Consider the following 17,301-nt stretch of genomic DNA (forward strand, 5'->3'; position numbering starts at 1 on the left):
GGAAGGTCGACCCGGGGGGAGGAAATCAGAAGCGGTAGCTCATCCCGAGCAGGAACTGCCGGCCGTATTTCTCATAGGTCTCGGGCAGCGGCGTACCGTCGGTGGTGTGCGTGCCGCCGGTGTCGAGGCCGAGCCGGGTGCGATAGGGCGAGTCGGTGACGTTGCTCACCTGGAGCAGCACCCCGAGGCCCTTCAGCGCCGAGCTGTCCGGGAAGGTATAGCCGATCTGCGCGTCGAGCTGCTTGTCGGCGAGGATCTCGGTATAGCCCCGGTTGGTGAACAGCTGCACCGTCTCGCCCTTGAAGGCAGAGCGGAAGCGATAGCTCGCCCGCGCCTGGAAGCCCCATTTCTCGAAATAGCCGGTGACGTTGTACACGGTGCCCGACAGGCCGGGGATGCGCACCACGTCATTGGTATCGGTCGGATTGAGATTGGCCTCGGTGTACGAATAGCTGCCGGTAAAGCCGAATCCGTCGAGCGCGGGGATCAGGCGCCCGATCTCGAACGCGCCGCTGACCTCGATGCCCTTCAGATTGCCGCCGGGCCCGTTCGCCGGCATCGTCACCTGCCCGAACGGGCTGATGTTGACTCCGGCCGGGATCAGGTTGGTCGGGATCGGCAACCCGGTGAAGTCCACCACGAAGTTGCGGTTATAGATGTAGTTGTCGAGCCATTTGTAGAAGCCGGCGACGCTGATGTAGGTCGCCTTGCCGACGTACCATTCATAGGCCGCGTCCAACGCCTTGGCCCGCCAAGGCTGGAGGTTAGGATTGCCGCCGCTCGCCGACCAGGGGTTCACCGTTCCGCCCGGCTGGCAGGGCGAGGGCGTGCCGCTGCACGGATTGGTGTTGAAGCTCGGCGTGAAGTTGGCGCGCATGTCATCCATGCGCGGCCGCGCCAACACCTTCGACGCGGCAAGGCGGAAGCGGTGGCCGCCGCCGAGGTCGTAGATCAGGTTCACGCTCGGCAGCACGTCGGTATAGCTGTCGGTCTCGAATACCTGCGACAGCGCGATCGGAGTGAGCGTCTGGTTGATCCGCAGGCCCGAGGACGACTGGAACTGCTGCACCACTTGCACGCCGACATTGCCGCGCAGCCGGCCCCAGTCGATGTTCGCCTTGGCCTTCCAGCTGATGACGTCTTCCTTGATCTTCCACGTCTTGTCGAAGTGGTTGGCGTCCTCCAGCGGGGTCTTGTTGTAATAGTCGTCGAGCGCGGCGGGCACGTTCCAGGCGATCACGTTGCCGAAGCCGACGAAATCGAGCGAAGTCGGGTCGAGCAGGTATTGCGACCCGATCAGCACCTGCTGGCGGCCGTTCTTCAGGTTGAGATCGAGCTCGTCGACCGTCTTGTGCTTGTTGCGCTGGGTGTAGTTCACGCCGAGCTCAATGCCGCTGAAGAAGCCTTCGAGGTCGTGGCTCAGCGAGAGATCAACGGCGCCGAGCTCTTCCTTGACGTGCGGCGACTTGAGCAGGCCGTCATGGCCCCAGCCGCCCCAGGGCGCGCGGTCGCCGAGCGAGACCTTGCTGGCATCGGCATAGTCGAGCCCGAAATCATAGGACGGGAAGGCGCCGTCGACCGGGAAGGAGAAGTCGTAGCTGTCCGGCGTGCGGGTCTGGAACGGGCCCGCGCCATAGCCGCTGTACGTCTCGATATAGGTCTCGTCGCGCTTGTTGGTCGAATAGCTGAGGTCGGCGACGAAGCGGGTGCGGTCGTCGAGCTTGAACTCGTTGTTGAGCCCGATCGCGAACAGCTCGTCCTCACGGGTGTTCATGTCGTTGCGCAGGATCGGAATGGCGTTGGTGACGTGGCCCGACGTGGCGAGCTGCGATCCGCCCACCGTGGTGGTGCCGATATTGGAGAAGGTCGCGCTGTCCGCCCAGCCGTTCGAGAACCACTGCGCGCCGCGGATCACTTCCTTCTGCTTGAAGCGCGAATAATAGAGGTCGAGCACGCTGTGGACGGTGTCGCTCGGCTTCCATTCGAGCGTGCCCATCACGCCGTCGCGCTGGTTGCGGCGATTGGTCGCCCAGGCTTCCTGGCCGTTCAGCTGCAGCGCGGCATCGGCGGAATCGGGGGTGACCGTGTCGGGCGAGCAGGACGGGGGAAGCGCGGTCCCCGGCTCGCACACGCCGCCAAAGGCTTCATAGCCATAGGCCTTGTAGTGATCGACATGGCTCGGCGAATCGAGATGGGCATAGCCGATCGACCAGCCGAGCGTGCCGCTGGCATTCTGGTCGATATAGCTCGCCGTGCCGCGCCAGCCCCATTTGGAGAAGTCGGCGTTCCGGCCGCCATCGGCATCGAGCTCGCCGCGGAGGTTGAGCGCGATCACACGCTTGCCGAACGCGAGTGGCCGCACGGTGCGCAGGTCGGCGCTGCCCGACAGGCCCATGCCGGCGATGCTCGCATCGGGCGTCTTGTAGACGACGACGCTCGACAGCAGCTCGGACGGATATTGATCGAACTCGACGGCGCGGTTGTCGCCCGAGCTCGCCTGCTGGCGGCCGTTGAGCAGGGTGGTGGTGAAGTCGGGCGCCAGACCGCGGATCGAGATGACCTGCGCGCGGCCATTGACGCGCTGCGCGGCGAGGCCGGGCAGGCGGGCGATCGACTCGGCGATCGAGACGTCGGGCAGCTTGCCGATGTCCTCGGCCGACACCGCCTCGACGATCGAGGTCTGGTCGCGCTTGATGTTGATCGAGTTCTGCAGGCTGGCGCGCAGGCCGGTTACGACGATCGCATCCTCTTCGGCCGGCTGATCCTGGTTGGCGGCGGTGCCGCTGTCCTGCGCCCAGGCCTGCACTGGCAACGTTGTCGCCAGAGCCAGCGTCGAAATGGTCAGCCCGAGATTGATCTTCGCGCGATTCATTACGCGCAACTGCGGAAGCTCCGCCATCGCCTCTTCCCCTCTCCTGTTAAGCGGCCGTTATCGACCGTCTTGTCCCCTGCGGCGCCTCAAAACTGGAAGCGCTTCCAATTGGTATCATCGCGTCGCGCGAAATTGTCAACGCGTTACGGAAAACGCGTGCGGAGGAAGTTGGTGCCGGGGCCCCTGTGTCGGGTTCAGGCGCGGGGCGAAGCGACCGATTCGCGCAGGACGAGATGGTGGTCGATCACGTCGAATCCAGGGGTGCCGGTGCCGTGGCCGCGCAGCAGCGTCTCGATCAGGCGCTCCACCGCGCGCGAGGCGATGCGGCGGATCGGCTGGTGGATGGTGGTGAGCGGCGGCCAGATATAGGCGGCGACCGGCGCATCGTCGAAGCCGACCACCGAGAGGTCGCCGGGCAACGTCAGGTGCATGCGGTGCGCGGCGAACATCGCGCCGACCGCCATGTCGTCATTGGCGCAGACGATCGCGGTGGGGCGCTCGGGCCGGGCGAGCAGCTCCTCGGCAAGCTCGACGCCCGAGCGGAAGCTGAAGTCGCCGCGCAGGGCGATCACCGACTCCTCGCCGATCCCGACTTCGGCAAGTGCGCGCAGGAAGCCGCCATAGCGCATCTCGGCGGCGAGATGCCCTTCGATGCCGAGCATATAGCCGAAGCGGCGGTGCCCGGCGGCGACGACATGGCGCGCGATCTCGTATCCGGCGGCCGCCTCGTCGAAGCCGACGCTGGGGAGCAGCGCGCGGACTTCGTCGCTGGGCGAGATGCACACCAGCGGGCAGCCCTGCGCCATCAGCCGGCGGACCAGCGGCAGGTTGGCGGAAAGCGGCGGCGACAGGACCATGCCCGCGCTGCGGCCCGAGGCGAACAGCTCGACCAGCCGGTCGTCGCGGTCCTCGTCCTCGATATGGAGATTATAGGTGGTCAGCTCGAAGCCCGCGGCGGCGGCGGCGCGCAGCGCGCCCAGCTCGATCGCGGCGAAATAATAGCTGTTGGGTGGCGCGTCGCGGGCGTTGCAGTTGATCAGGGTGAGTGTCTTGCTGGTCCTGCTGGCGAGGTTGCGCGCCTGCGGGTTGACCCGATAGTCGAGCGCCTCGACTGCGCGCATCACCCGGTCGCGCATCCGGTCGCTGACATGCGCCTGGTCGTTGAGCGCGCGCGACACGGTGGCGCGGCCGACCCCGGCCAGCGCCGCGACATCGTCGATCGTCGGCGCCCGGCCGTTGCGGCCGGCATCGGAACCGAGTGCGCCCGGAATTGGCGAAGGTTTGGACAGCGATGACATTTCTTCGCCGCGATGGGTGGCACAGGCGCTGGCGGAGCGGCAACCTAAAATGCGTGTCCCGCTCGTGCCCCGGGAATCGCCTAGCCGTGCAGGTTGAGCAGCGAATCCATCAGCCCGTCCTCGGCGCTGGAGCAGACGCCGAGGATCACCGCCTCGTCGCAATCCTCGCCGGTGACATAGCCGTGGCCCATGTTCGAATCGATGTAGATCGACTCGCCGGCCTTGAGCGTGACTGGATCGTAGAATTCGGTGTGCACGACGATGCTGCCGCTGACGACATAGATATATTCCTCGCCCGAATGATGGACGAGGTCGCCGAACTCCTCGGCGGTCTTGGCGCGGACCTTGGTGATCACCGGGATCATCCGTTTCCGACGCAGCTCGGTGCAGAGATAATAATAGTCGTAGTTCGCGGTGTTCACCCGCACCGCGCGATCGAGATCGCCGATGCTGCGCCGCGCGGTCACCTGGGTCTCGGGCGCCGAATCATTTTCGGCGAACAGCTCCGACATGCGGATGTTGAGGCGCTGGCTGAGCTGGAGCAGCTTGTCATAGGTCAGGGTCAGCCGGTCATGCTCGACCTTGGACAGGGTCGACACCGGAATGCCGCTCTTCAGGCTCATCTCCTTGAGCGTCCAGCCATTCCTTGCACGCAGCGCCTTCAGCAGCGTGCCCAGCGTCGGATGTTCGGCCTTCAGCTTCGTTGCCATGCGGCACCTCGGTTTGACATTTCTCTGAATAGGATCATCATGTCCCAATCAGGCGTATCTGTTTACATATCACAGCCTAGCCGCAGACACATACCGGCGCAATCGACATGCCGGAGTCCTGGCCAGGGAAGAGGGAGGACGACGCGCTCATGTGGAAACGTTCGCTCGGGGTGTTGGCAGCGGGGCTGCTCGGCATCGCCATTTCGGTGCCGGCCTTTACCCAGGCACCCGCACCGCTCACGCCGGTAGCGCAGACCAATGCGCCCGCGCCGACGGCCCGGCCGGCGGTCGCGCCGAATCTGACCAAGGCGGATGCGGATGCCTGGCTCGACGGCTTCATGCCCTATGCGCTGGCCCGCGGCGATGTTGCCGGCGCGGTGGTGGTGATCGTCAAGGACGGCCAGGTCGTCACCCAGCGCGGCTTCGGCTATGCCGATGTGGCGAAGCGCAAGCCGGTCGACCCGGCGACAACGCTGTTCCGCCCCGGCTCGACCTCGAAGCTCTATACCTGGACCGCGGTGATGCAACTGGTCGAGGCAGGCAAGCTGAACCTCGACGCCGATGTGAACCAGTATCTCGACTTCAAGATCCCGGCCTATCAGGGCAAGCCGATCACGCTGCGCAACATCATGACGCACACGGCCGGGTTCGAGGAGATCATCAAGGGGCTGCTGACCTTCGACAAGCCGGTCCCCAGCCTGGGCGACGTGCTCAAGCACCGCATCCCCGAGCGGATCTATGCGCCGGGCACCACGCCGGCCTATTCCAACTATGCCACCGCGCTGGCCGGCTATATCGTCGAGCGCGCCTCGGGGCTGAGCTTCGACGACTATGTCGAGAAGAACATCTTCGGCCGGCTGGGCATGCAATATGCGAGCTTCCGCCAGCCGCTGCCCGCCAATCTCAAGCCGTTCATGTCGCAGGGCTACGAGCTCGGCTCGGGCCCGGCCAAGGGCTATGAGCTGATCGGCATGGCACCCGCCGGCGCCTCGGCGATCAGCGGCGGCGACATGGCCAAGTTCATGATCGCGCACCTGGCCAATGGCGGCCCGCTGCTCAAGCCCGAGACCGCGAAGCTGATGCACGGCCCGCAGGCCAGCGCGATTCCGGCGATCAACCAGATGGCGCTCGGCTTCTACGAGCAGCGGATCAACGGGCACCGGGCGATCGCGCATGGGGGGGATACGGTTTACTTCCACAGCGACCTGTGGATCTTCCCCGAAGACAATGTCGGGCTGTACATTTCGATGAACAGCGGCGGCAAGGACGGGGTCACCCGCGTGCTGCGCGGCTCGCTGTTCGACGAGTTCGCCGACCGCTATTTGCCCGATCCGAACAAGGCGCCGCCCAAGGAGCTGCCCACCGCCAAGGAGCATGCCAGGCTGCTCGTCGGCACCTGGACCAACAGCCGCCGGATCGATTCGAGCTTCGCCAAGATCATCGGCCTGATCGGCGACACCAAGGTGACCCTCGACGCCGAGGGGCGCCCGGTGATCCCGGCGCTGACCAGCCCGGGCGGTGCGCCGCGCAAGCTGATCGAAGTCGCGCCCTTCGTCTGGCAGGACGCCTATGGCCATGAGAAACTCGCCGCGCAGGTTGTCGACGGCAAGGTCGTGCGCTGGAGCTTCGGCGAGGTCTCGCCCTTCATGATCTGGTACCGCACGCCCGCCGCGCTCGACTCGGCCTGGCTGCTGCCGGCGGTGCTGTTCGGGCTGGGCGTGGTGCTGCTCACCGCGCTGTCCTGGCCGGTCGGCTGGTTCGCGCGCCGCCGCTATGCCGCGCCGTTCAAGCTCGAGGGCGAGGCGAAGCGCACCTACCGCGTGCTGCGCGGCTTCGCCTGGCTGGTGCTGGCGGTGTTCGTCGGCTGGTTCCTGATCATCAGCGGGCTCGAGAATTTCGAGAGCCATGGCTCGACCGACTGGCTGATCCTGCTCGTCCAGTTCGTCGGCACCTTGGCATTCTTCGGGATGTTCGGCCTGTCGGTGTGGAGCGCCTGGCTGACCTGGCGCGACAAGCGCGGCTGGTTCGCCCGGATCTGGAGCGTGCTGCTCGTGCTCGGCAGCTTCTTCATCCTGTGGATGGCCTTGGTCTACAAGCTGGTCTCGTTCGGGACCGAGTTCTGAGGACGTGGTGATGCGCCGCGTGCTCGACGTGACGGTGGAACGGCTGCCCTTCGCCAAGCCGTTCCGCATTTCCGGCCATGTCTTCACCGAGTCTCCGGTGGTGGTTGTCAGCCTGTCTGACGGCCTCCACACGGGGCGCGGCGAGGCGAGCGGCGTCTATTATCTGGGCGATGACGAAGCGACGATGACCGCCGCGCTGGCAAGCGTGCGCGAGGGGCTCGAACGCGGCATGACCCGCGCCGAGCTCCAGCACGCGCTGCCGGCCGGGGGCGCGCGTAACGCGGCGGACTGCGCGCTGTGGGAACTGGATGCGAAGCGCGAAGGCGTGCCGGTTTGGAAGCTCGCCGGCCTGCCCGAGCCGCGGCCCTTGCTCACGACTTTCACCTTGGGCGCCGACGATCCGGCGGTGATGGCCGAGGGCGCGCGGGCCTATGCAGATGCCCAGGCGCTCAAGCTCAAGCTGACCGGCGAGCTCGATCTCGACATCGCGCGGGTGCGGGCGGTGCGGGCGGCGCGGCCGGAATGCTGGATCGGCGTCGATGCCAATCAGGGCTTCAAGGCCGACGAGCTCGATCCGCTGGTCGCGGTGCTGGTCGAATGCGGGATTGCGCTGCTCGAGCAGCCGCTGGCGCGCGGGCGGGAGGCGGTTCTGGACGGATTCAGAACGCCGATCCCGATCGCCGCGGACGAGAGCGCGCTGACGCTTGCCGATGTCGATGGACTCGTCGGGCGGTTCCAGACGGTCAACATCAAGCTCGACAAGTGCGGCGGGCTCACCGAGGCGATCGCGATCGCAAGGCGGGCGCGGGCGCTCGGGCTCGACGTGATGGTCGGCAACATGGTCGGATCAAGCTGGGCGATGGCGCCGGCCTGGCTGCTTGGCCAGCTCTGCGACGTGGTCGATCTCGACGGGCCGACGTTCCTGGCCGCCGACCGCGATCCCGGCATCGTCTATCGCGACGGCCATATCGATTGCCCCGCCGCGGTGTGGGGAAACATTGCGAAGGTCGCGCACGCGGCATCGTAACATAATTGCAAATTAGGTTGACTCTTCTCCAATCAGGATAATAGCATCCTGATCAGGCAAAGAGAGGGCCGGTAAGCGCCAAAGCGCGCACGGCCGCCACCGCCCCGAACCGGGCGGGTGACATCGAACTCCGAGGGGGAGACCGACGATGACGCGCATGACCAACCGGGCCAGTCTGTTGATTACCGTCGCGGCGGGAGCGCTGCTGCTGCCCGTCGCCGCCTTCGCGCAGGATGCGCAGCCGGCAACCGCCCAGACGCCCGTCGCGGGCGACGACGAGATCGTCGTCACCGCGCAGAAGCGCGAGGAGCGGCTGCAGGACGTGCCGATCTCGATCAGCGTGGTCGGCGGCGAGCAGATGCAGCAGAGCGGCGCATCGCAGCTTGCCGACTATGCCGCCTATGTCCCGGGCTTCCAGGTCGACAATGCCGGTTCGCCCGGTCGATCGACCCTGTCGCTGCGCGGCGTCGCGCCGATCGGGCCGAGCGCCACGGTGGGCATCTATCTCGACGACGCCCCGATCGGCTCGAGCGGCATCTACAACCGTGCCCAGACCTTCTCGCTCGACCTGCTGCCCTATGACGTGGAGCAGATCGAAGTGCTGCGCGGCCCGCAGGGCACGCTCTACGGCGCCAGCTCGATCGGCGGCCTGCTGAAATACGTCACGGTGCAGCCCGACCTCAACAAATTCTCGGTCCGCGCCGGTGGCGAGGTGTTCACCATCGCGCATGGCAGCGATGCAGGCTGGGCGGCGAGCGGGCTGGTCAATGTGCCGATCGTCGCCGACAAGCTGGCGATCAGCGGCAGCTACGCGCGCCGCAAGACGCCGGGCTTCATCGACAATGTGCTGACCGGCGAGAAGGACGTGAATTCCGCCGTCCAGCAGGGCGCCCGCGTCGCGCTGCTGTGGAAGCCGGACACCAAGTTCACGCTCAAGCTCAGCGGCCTGTGGCAGCGCACCGAGTCGGACAATTTCGGCATCCTCTACGAGACCCAGGGCAGCCCGGTGCCGCTGGCGCCCGGCGCGTCGTGGCTCAGCACCAACTCGCAGCTGCCCGAGCCCTTCCACAGCGACTTCAAGTTCGTCTCGGGAACCGCCAGCTACGATCTGGGCTTTGCCGAGCTGGCCTCGACCACTTCGTACAGCGAGCTGAAGATTCTCGAGACCAGCGACGCCTCGCGCGTCTATGGCGTGATCTGGGGCGGCCTCGCCAATTATCCGGCGAACCTGCACCAGAAGAAATGGACCGAGGAGGTCCGCCTGACCTCGGCATCGAGCAACCGCTTCGAGTGGCAGCTCGGCTTCTTCTACACCGACGAGGACAACAACCACAGCCAGGTCGTCCGCGCGCTCGACGCCAATGGCCAGCCGCTCGCGCCGTTCGATCCCTTCGCGATCGTCGGCTTGCCCAACACCTACAAGGAATATGCGGTCTTCGGGAACGCGACGGTCAAGTTCGGCGAGGTCTTCCACGTCACCGGCGGGCTGCGCTGGGCGCGCAACGACCAGACCTTCACCCAGAGCACGCAAATCCCGCTGCTCGGGCTGAACAGCGGCGGCGACGGTTCGTCGAGCGAGGACATCGTCACCTGGAGCGTCAGTCCGCAGGTCAACATCAACCGCGACACGATGCTCTATGTCCGCGCCGCCAGCGGCTATCGCCCCGGCGGCCCGAACATCGCGCTGCCCGGCTTCCCGGCTACGGTCACCTCGGAAAAGGTGACCAGCTACGAGGCGGGCATCAAGGCCCGCTTCCTCGACCGCAAGGTGACATTCAACGCCGCTGCCTTCCTGCTCGACTGGAACGACCTGCAGGTGGCCCAGGCCTTTGCCAATGGCATCAACGGGCTGGTCAATGCCGGCACGGCGCGCAGCCAGGGCGTCGAGGCGCAGCTGCTGATCCAGCCGGTGCCCGGGTTCAGTGTCGGCGGCAATTTTGCGTACACCGATGCCAAGTGCACCCAGACCACGCCGAACTGCACCGATGGCGACCAGCTGCCCAACGTGCCCAAGCTCGCCGCGGCGATGACCGCGGACTATGACTGGGCGCTCGGCGGATCGACCCGTGCGCATGTCGGCGGCGCGGTACGCATCGTCGGCGACCGCATCTCGGCGGTGGCGAGCGATCCGCTGTCGGTGCCGGTCGACGGCTATGCCACCTTCGACCTCAACGCCTCGGTGACGTTCGACAGCAAGTGGACGCTGCGCGCCTATGCCCGCAACCTGACCGACAGCCAGGGGCGGATCACCACCAGCGTTGCCACGGTCAATCCGGGTTACCTCTCCACCGTCCCCGTCCAGCCGCGCACGCTTGGCCTCGCGCTCGACCTGGCATTCTGATCGGAACGCACATGAACGCGCCCTTCGCCGCGCGCGGCACCGCCACGGCGCTGCCGCAGCCCTATCTGCTCTTCCTCGGCGACACGACCGAGCCCGGCTTCGCCAAGACCGCGTTCGGCCTGCGCGACTGGGCCGGCGAGAAGTGCGTGGGCGAATATGCGTGCGGCGCCACCGTCTCCACCGGCCTGCCGCGCCTGACGCCGGCCGAGGCGGTGGCGAAGGGCGCGCGCGGGCTGGTGATCGGCGTCGCCAATCCGGGCGGAGTGATCCCGCCGAGCTGGCGCACCTCGCTGGTCGAGGCGCTGGAGGCGGGACTCGACATCGTATCGGGCATGCACGTCCGGCTCGCCGACATCCCCGAGGTGGCCGAGGTGGCGGCGCTGCTCGGGCGGCGGCTGATCGACATCCGCGTGCCCCCGGGCGACATCCCTGTCGCCACCGGGCGCAAGCGCAGCGGCAAGAGGCTGCTCACCGTCGGCACCGATTGCGCGCTCGGCAAGAAATACACCGCGCTCGCCATCGCCCGGGCGCTCGAGGCGCGCGGGATCGATGCGGACTTCCGCGCGACCGGCCAGACCGGGATCATGATCGCCGGCGGCGGCATGCCGATGGACGCGGTGATCTCCGACTTCGAGGCGGGCGCAGCGGAGGTACTTTCGCCGGATGCAGCGCCCGGACATTGGGACGTGATCGAGGGCCAGGGATCGCTCGCGCATCCGGCCTATGCCGCGGTTTCGCTCGGTCTGCTCCACGGCAGCCAGCCGGACGTGTTCGTGGTCTGCCACGAGCCCGGGCGCAGCGTGATGCTCGGTACGGCAGGCTACAAGGTCGCGACGATCGAGGAGATCATCGACCTGACCACCGCGCTCGGCAGGCGGACCAACCCGAACATCCGCTGCGGCGGCGTGAGCTTCAACAGCTCGGCGCTCGGCGAGGCCGAGGCGGCGGCGCTGATGGAAGCGGAGAGCAAACGCCTTGGCCTGCCCGTCGCCGATCCGGTGCGCGGCGGGCCCGCCTTCGACGCACTGGTCGAAAGCTGCCTGGCATGAGCGCGCCGGCGGCAGGGTCGAGCTGGTTCCAGCGCTTCCTGCTGCCGGGCTTCGCGATGAAGGCCGTCATCATCGGCGGCGGCTATGCGACCGGGCGCGAGCTGGCGGAATATTTCCTGCCCGCCGGACCCTGGGGCGGGCTGGCCGGGATGCTGCTGGCGATGCTGCTGTGGAGCGTGATCGCAGCGGCGACCTTCGCCTATGCCCGGATGGTCGGCGCGCTCGACTATCGCGCCTTCTTCGCTGACCTGCTCGGGCCCGCCTGGATCGCGTTCGAGGGGGCGTACATCCTGTTCGTCGTGCTGATCCTCGCGGTGTTCGGGGCAAGCGCGGGGGCGATCGGCGCGGCGATGTTCGGCTGGCCGGTGTTCGCGGGCACGATGGCGCTGGCGCTCGCCATTCTTGCCACCGTGACGCTCGGCAATGCGGCGGTGGAGGGCGTGTTCAAATACGTCTCCTTCCTGCTCTATGCCGTCTATGCGATCTTCCTCGCGCTGAGCCTGTGGCGCTTCGGCGACCGCATCGCGGATGGCTTCGCGACACCCGCGCCGTGGAGCGGCTGGGCGAGCGGCGGGCTGACCTATGCCAGCTACAACATCATCGGCGCGGTGGTGATCCTGCCGGTGCTCCGGCACCTGACCAGCACGCGCGACGCGGTGATCGCGGGCCTGATCGCCGGGCCGCTGGCGATGCTGCCGGCGATCCTGTTCTTCACCTGCATGATCGCCTTCTATCCGGGAATCGGCGCAGAGACGCTGCCTTCGGACTTCCTGCTGCGCCAGCTCGATGTGCCGCTGTTCCACTGGGCGTTCCAGATGATGATCTTCGCCGCCCTGCTCGAGAGCGGGGCGGGCGCGGTGCATGCGATCAACGAGCGGGTGGCGGGGGTGGTGCGCCGGCGGCGCGGCGTGGCGCTGGGGGCAAAGGCCCGGGCCGCGATCGCCGGCGTGCTGCTGCTTATCTGCATGTTCGTCGCAGACCGGGTCGGGCTGATCGCGCTGATCGCCAGCGGCTACCGGTTGCTCGCGTACCTCTTCCTCGCCGTGTTCGTGCTGCCGCTGCTGACCATCGGTCTGGCACGACTGCTCCGGCGCCCCGCCCTTCCCCAGGAGATTGCCGCATGAAGCTGCGCCACCTGCTCACCCTGCCGTTGCTCGCGCTCGCTACCCCGGCGCTGGCCGATCCGCCCGGCGGGCTCGACGCCAAGGTGGAGGCGCTGCGCAAGGCGAGCGGGGCGCCGGGCATCGCCGTCGCGATCGTCGAGCATGGCAAGACGACCCTGGCCAAGGGCTGGGGATTCCGCAAGCTGGGCGAGCCGGCAAAGGTGGATGCCGACACGATCTTCCAGACCGGATCGACCGGGAAGGCGTTCACCGCCGCCGCGCTCGCCATCCTGGTCGACCAGGGCAGGATCGGCTGGGACGACAAGGTGATCGACCACATGCCGTGGTTCCGCATGTACGATCCCTGGGTGACGCGCGAGATCACGATCCGCGACCTGCTCGTCCATCATTCCGGGCTCGGGCTGGGGGCGGGGGACCTGCTGTTCGTTCCGCGCGGGAGCCTGTCGCGCAAGGAGACGGTGAAACGGCTCGCCTTCATCAAGCCGGCGACCAGCTTCCGCTCCAGCTATGCGTACGACAACATCCTCTACATGGTCGCGGGCCAGCTGATCGAGGAAGTCAGCGGCAAGAGCTGGGAAGACTTCATGACCAGCGAGGTGCTCAGGCGCGGCGGCATGGCGACGGCGACCGCGACCTATGAGGCGCGCTGGGCGACCGCCGACCGCGCCTTCCCGCATGCCCGGATCGGCGGCGCGGTGCGCGGGGACGGGCCGAATTCGGTGCTCGACGAGCGCGAGGAGCTGGGCCGGGCGGCGATGCCGGCGGGCGGGCTGGCGCTCAGCGCCAACGACTTGGCGCAATGGCTCAAGATCCAGCTCGGCCACGGCGCGCTGCCGGGCGGCGGGCGGCTGTTCAGCGAGGCCCAGGCCGCGGAGATGTGGAAGGGCGTCACCGTCCAGCCGCTGACGCCATACCCCGGCAGCCTCGCGCCGCTTAGCCCCAAGTTCAGCACCTATGCGCTCGGCTGGGAGGTCGAGGATTACAAGGGCGCGCGGATCATCTCGCATGGCGGCGGGGTGTTCGGATCGATCACCCATGTGATCCTGCTGCCCGACCAGGATGTCGGCATCGCGGTGGTGGTGAACTCGGAGGACGTGGCGCTGCTGCGCGGCGTCGCGCACCTGCTGGTCGACCATTATCTCGGGATACCCGACCAGGACTGGCCGAAGCGGTTCGGTGAGTTCATGACCGCGAGGATCGAGGGCGGCAAGGCGGCGCTCTCGGCGGTCAAGGCCGCGCCGGCCAAGGTCGGGCCCTCGCTGCCGCTCGAACGCTATGTGGGGACCTATCGCGATCCCTGGTACGGCGATGTCGCGGTGACCCAGGGTGTCGATGGGCTGCGGATCGACTTCACGACCACGCCGCGCATGGCGGGCAAGCTGGTCCATTGGCAGTACGACACCTTCGTCACCCGCTTCGACGACAAGGCGATCGAGCCGGCCTATGTGACCTTCGCGCTCGATGCCGATGGCAAGGTGGCACGGGTGACGATGAAGCCGGAGAGCCCGATCGCCGACTTCAGCTATGACTATCGCGATCTCGATCTGCGGCCGGTGGAAGACAAGAAATGACCAAGCGTCTCGCGTTGCTCGCCCTGCTCCTCTCCGGCTGCGCGGCGGCGCCCGTGGCCCAGGCGCCCGCGCAAAAGGCGCACAAGGACTTCCTCGTCCTCGACACGCATCTCGACACGCCGCTGCACTTCGCCCGGGCGGGGTGGAGCTTCGACGGGCATCATGATCCGGCGACCGATCTGGTGCAGGTCGACATGGAGCGGATGGCGGCGGGGGCGCTCGATGGCGGGTTCTTCGCCATCTATACCGAGCAGGGGCCGCTGACGGCCAAGGGCTATGCCGATGCGCTGGCCTATGCGCGCGGGCGATCCGACCTGATCGATTCGACGCTGGCGAAGTTTCCGGGGAAGATCGGGCGGGCGCTGACCCCGGACGATGCGCTGCGGCTGAACCGCGAGGGCAGGCTGGTCGCGTTCAAGAGCATGGAGAACAGCTACGAGCTGGGCGAGGACGTCGCGCTGCTCAAGGAGTTTTACGACCGCGGCGTGCGGCTGGCCGGGCCGGTGCACGCGGCCAACAACCAGTTCGCCGACAGCTCGGGCGATAAGCCGAAATGGAACGGCCTCTCTCCCCTCGGGCGCAAATGGGTGGCGGAGATGAACCGGCTGGGCATGGTGATCGACGCCAGCCATTCGTCGGACGCGACGTTCGACCAGATGCTGGAGCTGTCGAAGACGCCACTGCTGCTGTCGCATTCCAGCGGGCGCTGGGCGTTCGACCATCCGCGCAACCTGGACGACGGGCGCATCCGCAAGCTGGCGGCGAAGGGCGGGGCGATCTGCGTCAGCACGATCTTCCTGGCGAACATGAACATGACGCCCGAGCGCGCGGCGCTGTTCACCCGGTACGAGCATATCTCGGACCTTTCGCCCGAGGAGCAGGTGGAGCTTGCCCGCAAATGGCGGGAGCTCGACAAGACCCAGCCGATCTGGGGCAAGGCCGATTTCGAGCGCTACATGGAGATGGTGCTGCACGTCATCAAAGTCGCCGGCGTCGACCATGTCTGCTTCGGGGCGGACTGGGACGGCGGCGGCGGGCTGCCGGGGATCGCCGACATCTCGGCGCTGCCCAAGGTCACCGAGCGGCTGCGCAAGGCGGGGTACAGCGACGCGGACCTCGAGAAGATGTGGAGCGGCAACATCCTGCGCGTCGTCGGAGAAGCGCAGAAGGCGGCTAGGGAATAGGCAGCGCGGTCGTCGCCTTCACCTGGCTTAGCGCGACGGTCGAGTTGATCTCCTGCACGCCGGGCAGCTTGGAGAGCTTGGTGAAGAAGAAGCGCTCATAGGCCTCGATGTCCGCCGCGACGATGCGCAGCATGAAGTCGAACACGCCCATCAGAACATAGGCCTCGAGCACCTCGGGGAAGGAGCGGATCTGCGCGGCGAACTCGTCGAGATTGGCGCGGCCGTGGGCGTTGAGCTTGATCTGGGCGAAGATGTGGGCGTTGAGCCCGACCTTCTGCCGGTCGACCAGCGCGACGCGGCGGGTGATGATCCCGTCCTTCTCCAGCCGGTCCACCCGGCGCCAGCAGGGCGAGCTCGACAGGCCGACGATCTCGCCCAGCTTCGCCGTTGGCATCGAGGCGTCCTCCTGGAGGACCTGGAGGATCTTGCGTTCGAACGGGTCGAGGTCGGCGGGCAAATCTATCCTCCAATGTGGCCAACATAGGTCAGATCATGCTGATCTTGTGTCAAAGGCCGCGAACAAGGCCACATTCTCCCGCAAATCCATGGAAGAGTCACCTCAGGATTTCAGGAGCCCTTTCCCATGGTCGACACCGTCTGCGATACCGCCACCCCGCCCGAGAGCGTGCACGTGCTGCGCGACGAGGAGAGCGGGCTGAACGGGGTCATCGTGCTGCACTCGACCCGGCGCGGGCCGGCGGCGGGCGGGTGCCGGCTGTGGCGCTATGGCGACCATGCCGCGCTGGTCGGCGACGCGATGCGGCTGGCCGAGGGGATGACCTACAAGAACGCGATGGCCGACCTGCCGCTCGGCGGCGGCAAGGCAGTGCTCAACCTGCCAGAGGGCGATTTCGACCGGCGCCGGCTGTTCGCTGCGTTCGGCCGGGCGGTGGCGCGGCTGGAGGGGGCCTATGTCACTGCCGAAGATGTCGGCACGAGCGTTGCCGACATGGAGACGGTGCGCGGCGAGACCCGCCATGTCGCCGGCCTGCCCCCGCGCGACGGCAGGCCCGGCGGCGATCCCTCGCCCTGGACCGCGCGCGGCGTGTTCCTGGCGATGGAGGAAGCGGCGCGGCGCCAGCTGGGCAGCGAGCTCAGGGGCGTGCGCGTCGCGGTGCAGGGGCTCGGCAATGTCGGCTCGGCGCTGTGCGGGATGCTCCACGAGGCGGGCGCCCGGCTGATCGTCGCCGAGCCGCGCCCCGGCGTCGCCGCCGAGATCGCCTGCCGCTACGATGCCGAGATCATGGGACGCGACAGCATCCTCGACGCGCGCTGCGCGATCTTCGCCCCCTGCGCGCTGGGCGGGGTGATCGACGGCGACAGCGTCGCCCGGCTGCGTGCCCGCATCGTCTGCGGCGCTGCCAACAACGTGCTGGCCACGCCCGAGGATGGCGACCGGCTCGCCGATCGCGGCATCCTCTATGCGCCCGACTATGTCGTGAATGCCGGCGGGATCATCAGCGTCGCCGGCGAATATCTCGGCTGGAGCATCGACGAGGTGGCGACGCGCGTTCACGCGACCGGGTTGCGGCTCGGCGCCGTGCTGAGCCATGCCGGGCGCGAGGGACTGGCGCCGCACCGCGCCGCCGACGCGCTGGCCCGGGCGCGGATCACCGCCGCGCCGCTTGCCCCGGTACGCGAAGCTGCCTGAGCCGTGCGTCTCGACATCGTCGGCGAATCGAGCGCCGCCTTGCTCTGCCGGCTGGTCGGTCTCGCCGCGCAGCACGATCTGGCGGCGCCTGACATGGAGGTGCGCGTGACGGATGGCGGCATGACCGTCCGGCTCGATCTTGAGCTGGAGGGCGCGCCCGGCGTGATCGTCGCGGAGAAGATGCTGCGCTGTGTAGGTGTCGAGGCGGTCAGGCTCGACGGGGTGCTGCTGTAGTTCAGCAGGATCGTCACCCCGGCCTTGTGCCGGGGTCCACAGTGCCGCACGCGCTGACCTAGAGCCTCGAACCCTGCACCCGCCGCCCGGTGGACCCCGGCACAAGGCCGGGGTGAC

Annotated in this window: 13 protein-coding genes; 9 read left to right on the plus strand and 4 right to left on the minus strand. The window is 67.5% G+C overall.

From position 1 onward, the window contains the following. Window positions 1-25 precede the first annotated feature (25 nt). The 3 genes from J2W22_RS07155 to J2W22_RS07165 all read right to left on the minus strand — a co-directional run bounded on the left by J2W22_RS07155 (window position 26) and on the right by J2W22_RS07165 (window position 4,880). Window positions 26-2,899 (minus strand): TonB-dependent receptor, encoded by a 2,874-nt coding sequence (locus J2W22_RS07155; protein WP_307117560.1) that lies wholly within the window; start codon window positions 2,897-2,899, stop codon window positions 26-28. Between the two features lie 167 nt (window positions 2,900-3,066). Continuing rightward, entirely contained in the window at window positions 3,067-4,170 is a 1,104-nt protein-coding gene (locus J2W22_RS07160; protein ID WP_307117561.1) for a LacI family DNA-binding transcriptional regulator, read from the minus strand. 80 nt (window positions 4,171-4,250) lie between these two features. Then, a complete protein-coding gene (locus J2W22_RS07165) occupies window positions 4,251-4,880 on the minus strand; it encodes a helix-turn-helix domain-containing protein (RefSeq protein ID WP_307117562.1) in 630 nt (209 codons plus the stop codon). Between the two features lie 149 nt (window positions 4,881-5,029). Here J2W22_RS07165 and J2W22_RS07170 point away from each other — a divergent pair, with 149 nt between their 5' ends. From J2W22_RS07170 to J2W22_RS07200, 7 genes are all read left to right on the plus strand, one after another. Then, window positions 5,030-7,003 (plus strand): serine hydrolase domain-containing protein, encoded by a 1,974-nt coding sequence (locus J2W22_RS07170; protein ID WP_307117563.1) that lies wholly within the window; start codon window positions 5,030-5,032, stop codon window positions 7,001-7,003. 10 nt (window positions 7,004-7,013) lie between these two features. Next, window positions 7,014-8,030, plus strand: a complete 1,017-nt coding sequence (locus J2W22_RS07175; RefSeq protein WP_307117564.1) for a dipeptide epimerase — start codon at window positions 7,014-7,016, stop codon at window positions 8,028-8,030. A gap of 148 nt (window positions 8,031-8,178) precedes the next feature. After that, window positions 8,179-10,371, plus strand: a complete 2,193-nt coding sequence (locus tag J2W22_RS07180; RefSeq protein WP_307117565.1) for a TonB-dependent receptor — start codon at window positions 8,179-8,181, stop codon at window positions 10,369-10,371. A gap of 11 nt (window positions 10,372-10,382) precedes the next feature. After that, complete coding sequence (locus J2W22_RS07185) at window positions 10,383-11,420, plus strand: DUF1611 domain-containing protein (protein ID WP_307117566.1); 1,038 nt, start codon at window positions 10,383-10,385, stop codon at window positions 11,418-11,420. Further along, window positions 11,417-12,544, plus strand: coding sequence for a YkvI family membrane protein (locus J2W22_RS07190; RefSeq protein WP_307117567.1), 1,128 nt, complete (start codon window positions 11,417-11,419; stop codon window positions 12,542-12,544). The genes J2W22_RS07185 and J2W22_RS07190 overlap by 4 nt, the downstream gene beginning before the upstream one ends. After that, a complete protein-coding gene (locus J2W22_RS07195; RefSeq protein ID WP_307117568.1) occupies window positions 12,541-14,115 on the plus strand; it encodes a serine hydrolase in 1,575 nt (524 codons plus the stop codon). The genes J2W22_RS07190 and J2W22_RS07195 overlap by 4 nt, the downstream gene beginning before the upstream one ends. Continuing rightward, on the plus strand, window positions 14,112-15,299 hold the full coding sequence (locus J2W22_RS07200; RefSeq protein WP_307117569.1) for a dipeptidase: 1,188 nt from the start codon (window positions 14,112-14,114) through the stop codon (window positions 15,297-15,299). Before J2W22_RS07195 ends, J2W22_RS07200 begins: the two co-directional genes overlap by 4 nt. Here J2W22_RS07200 and J2W22_RS07205 read toward each other — a convergent pair. Beyond that, complete coding sequence (locus tag J2W22_RS07205) at window positions 15,289-15,756, minus strand: Lrp/AsnC family transcriptional regulator (RefSeq protein WP_307117570.1); 468 nt, start codon at window positions 15,754-15,756, stop codon at window positions 15,289-15,291. The genes J2W22_RS07200 and J2W22_RS07205 overlap by 11 nt on opposite strands. Before the next feature lie 126 nt (window positions 15,757-15,882). On the opposite strand from J2W22_RS07205, the gene J2W22_RS07210 reads away from it, so the two are divergent. Both J2W22_RS07210 and J2W22_RS07215 read left to right on the plus strand, forming a co-directional pair. Next, a complete protein-coding gene (locus J2W22_RS07210; RefSeq protein WP_307117571.1) occupies window positions 15,883-16,950 on the plus strand; it encodes a Glu/Leu/Phe/Val family dehydrogenase in 1,068 nt (355 codons plus the stop codon). A gap of 3 nt (window positions 16,951-16,953) precedes the next feature. After that, window positions 16,954-17,184 carry a hypothetical protein gene (locus J2W22_RS07215; RefSeq protein ID WP_307117572.1) on the plus strand — a complete coding sequence of 77 codons (231 nt, stop codon included), beginning with the start codon at window positions 16,954-16,956 and terminating at the stop codon, window positions 17,182-17,184. Window positions 17,185-17,301 lie beyond the last annotated feature (117 nt).

This window comes from Sphingomonas kyeonggiensis (genome assembly GCF_030812785.1).
Classification (GTDB): Bacteria; Pseudomonadota; Alphaproteobacteria; order Sphingomonadales; family Sphingomonadaceae; genus Sphingomonas; species Sphingomonas kyeonggiensis_B.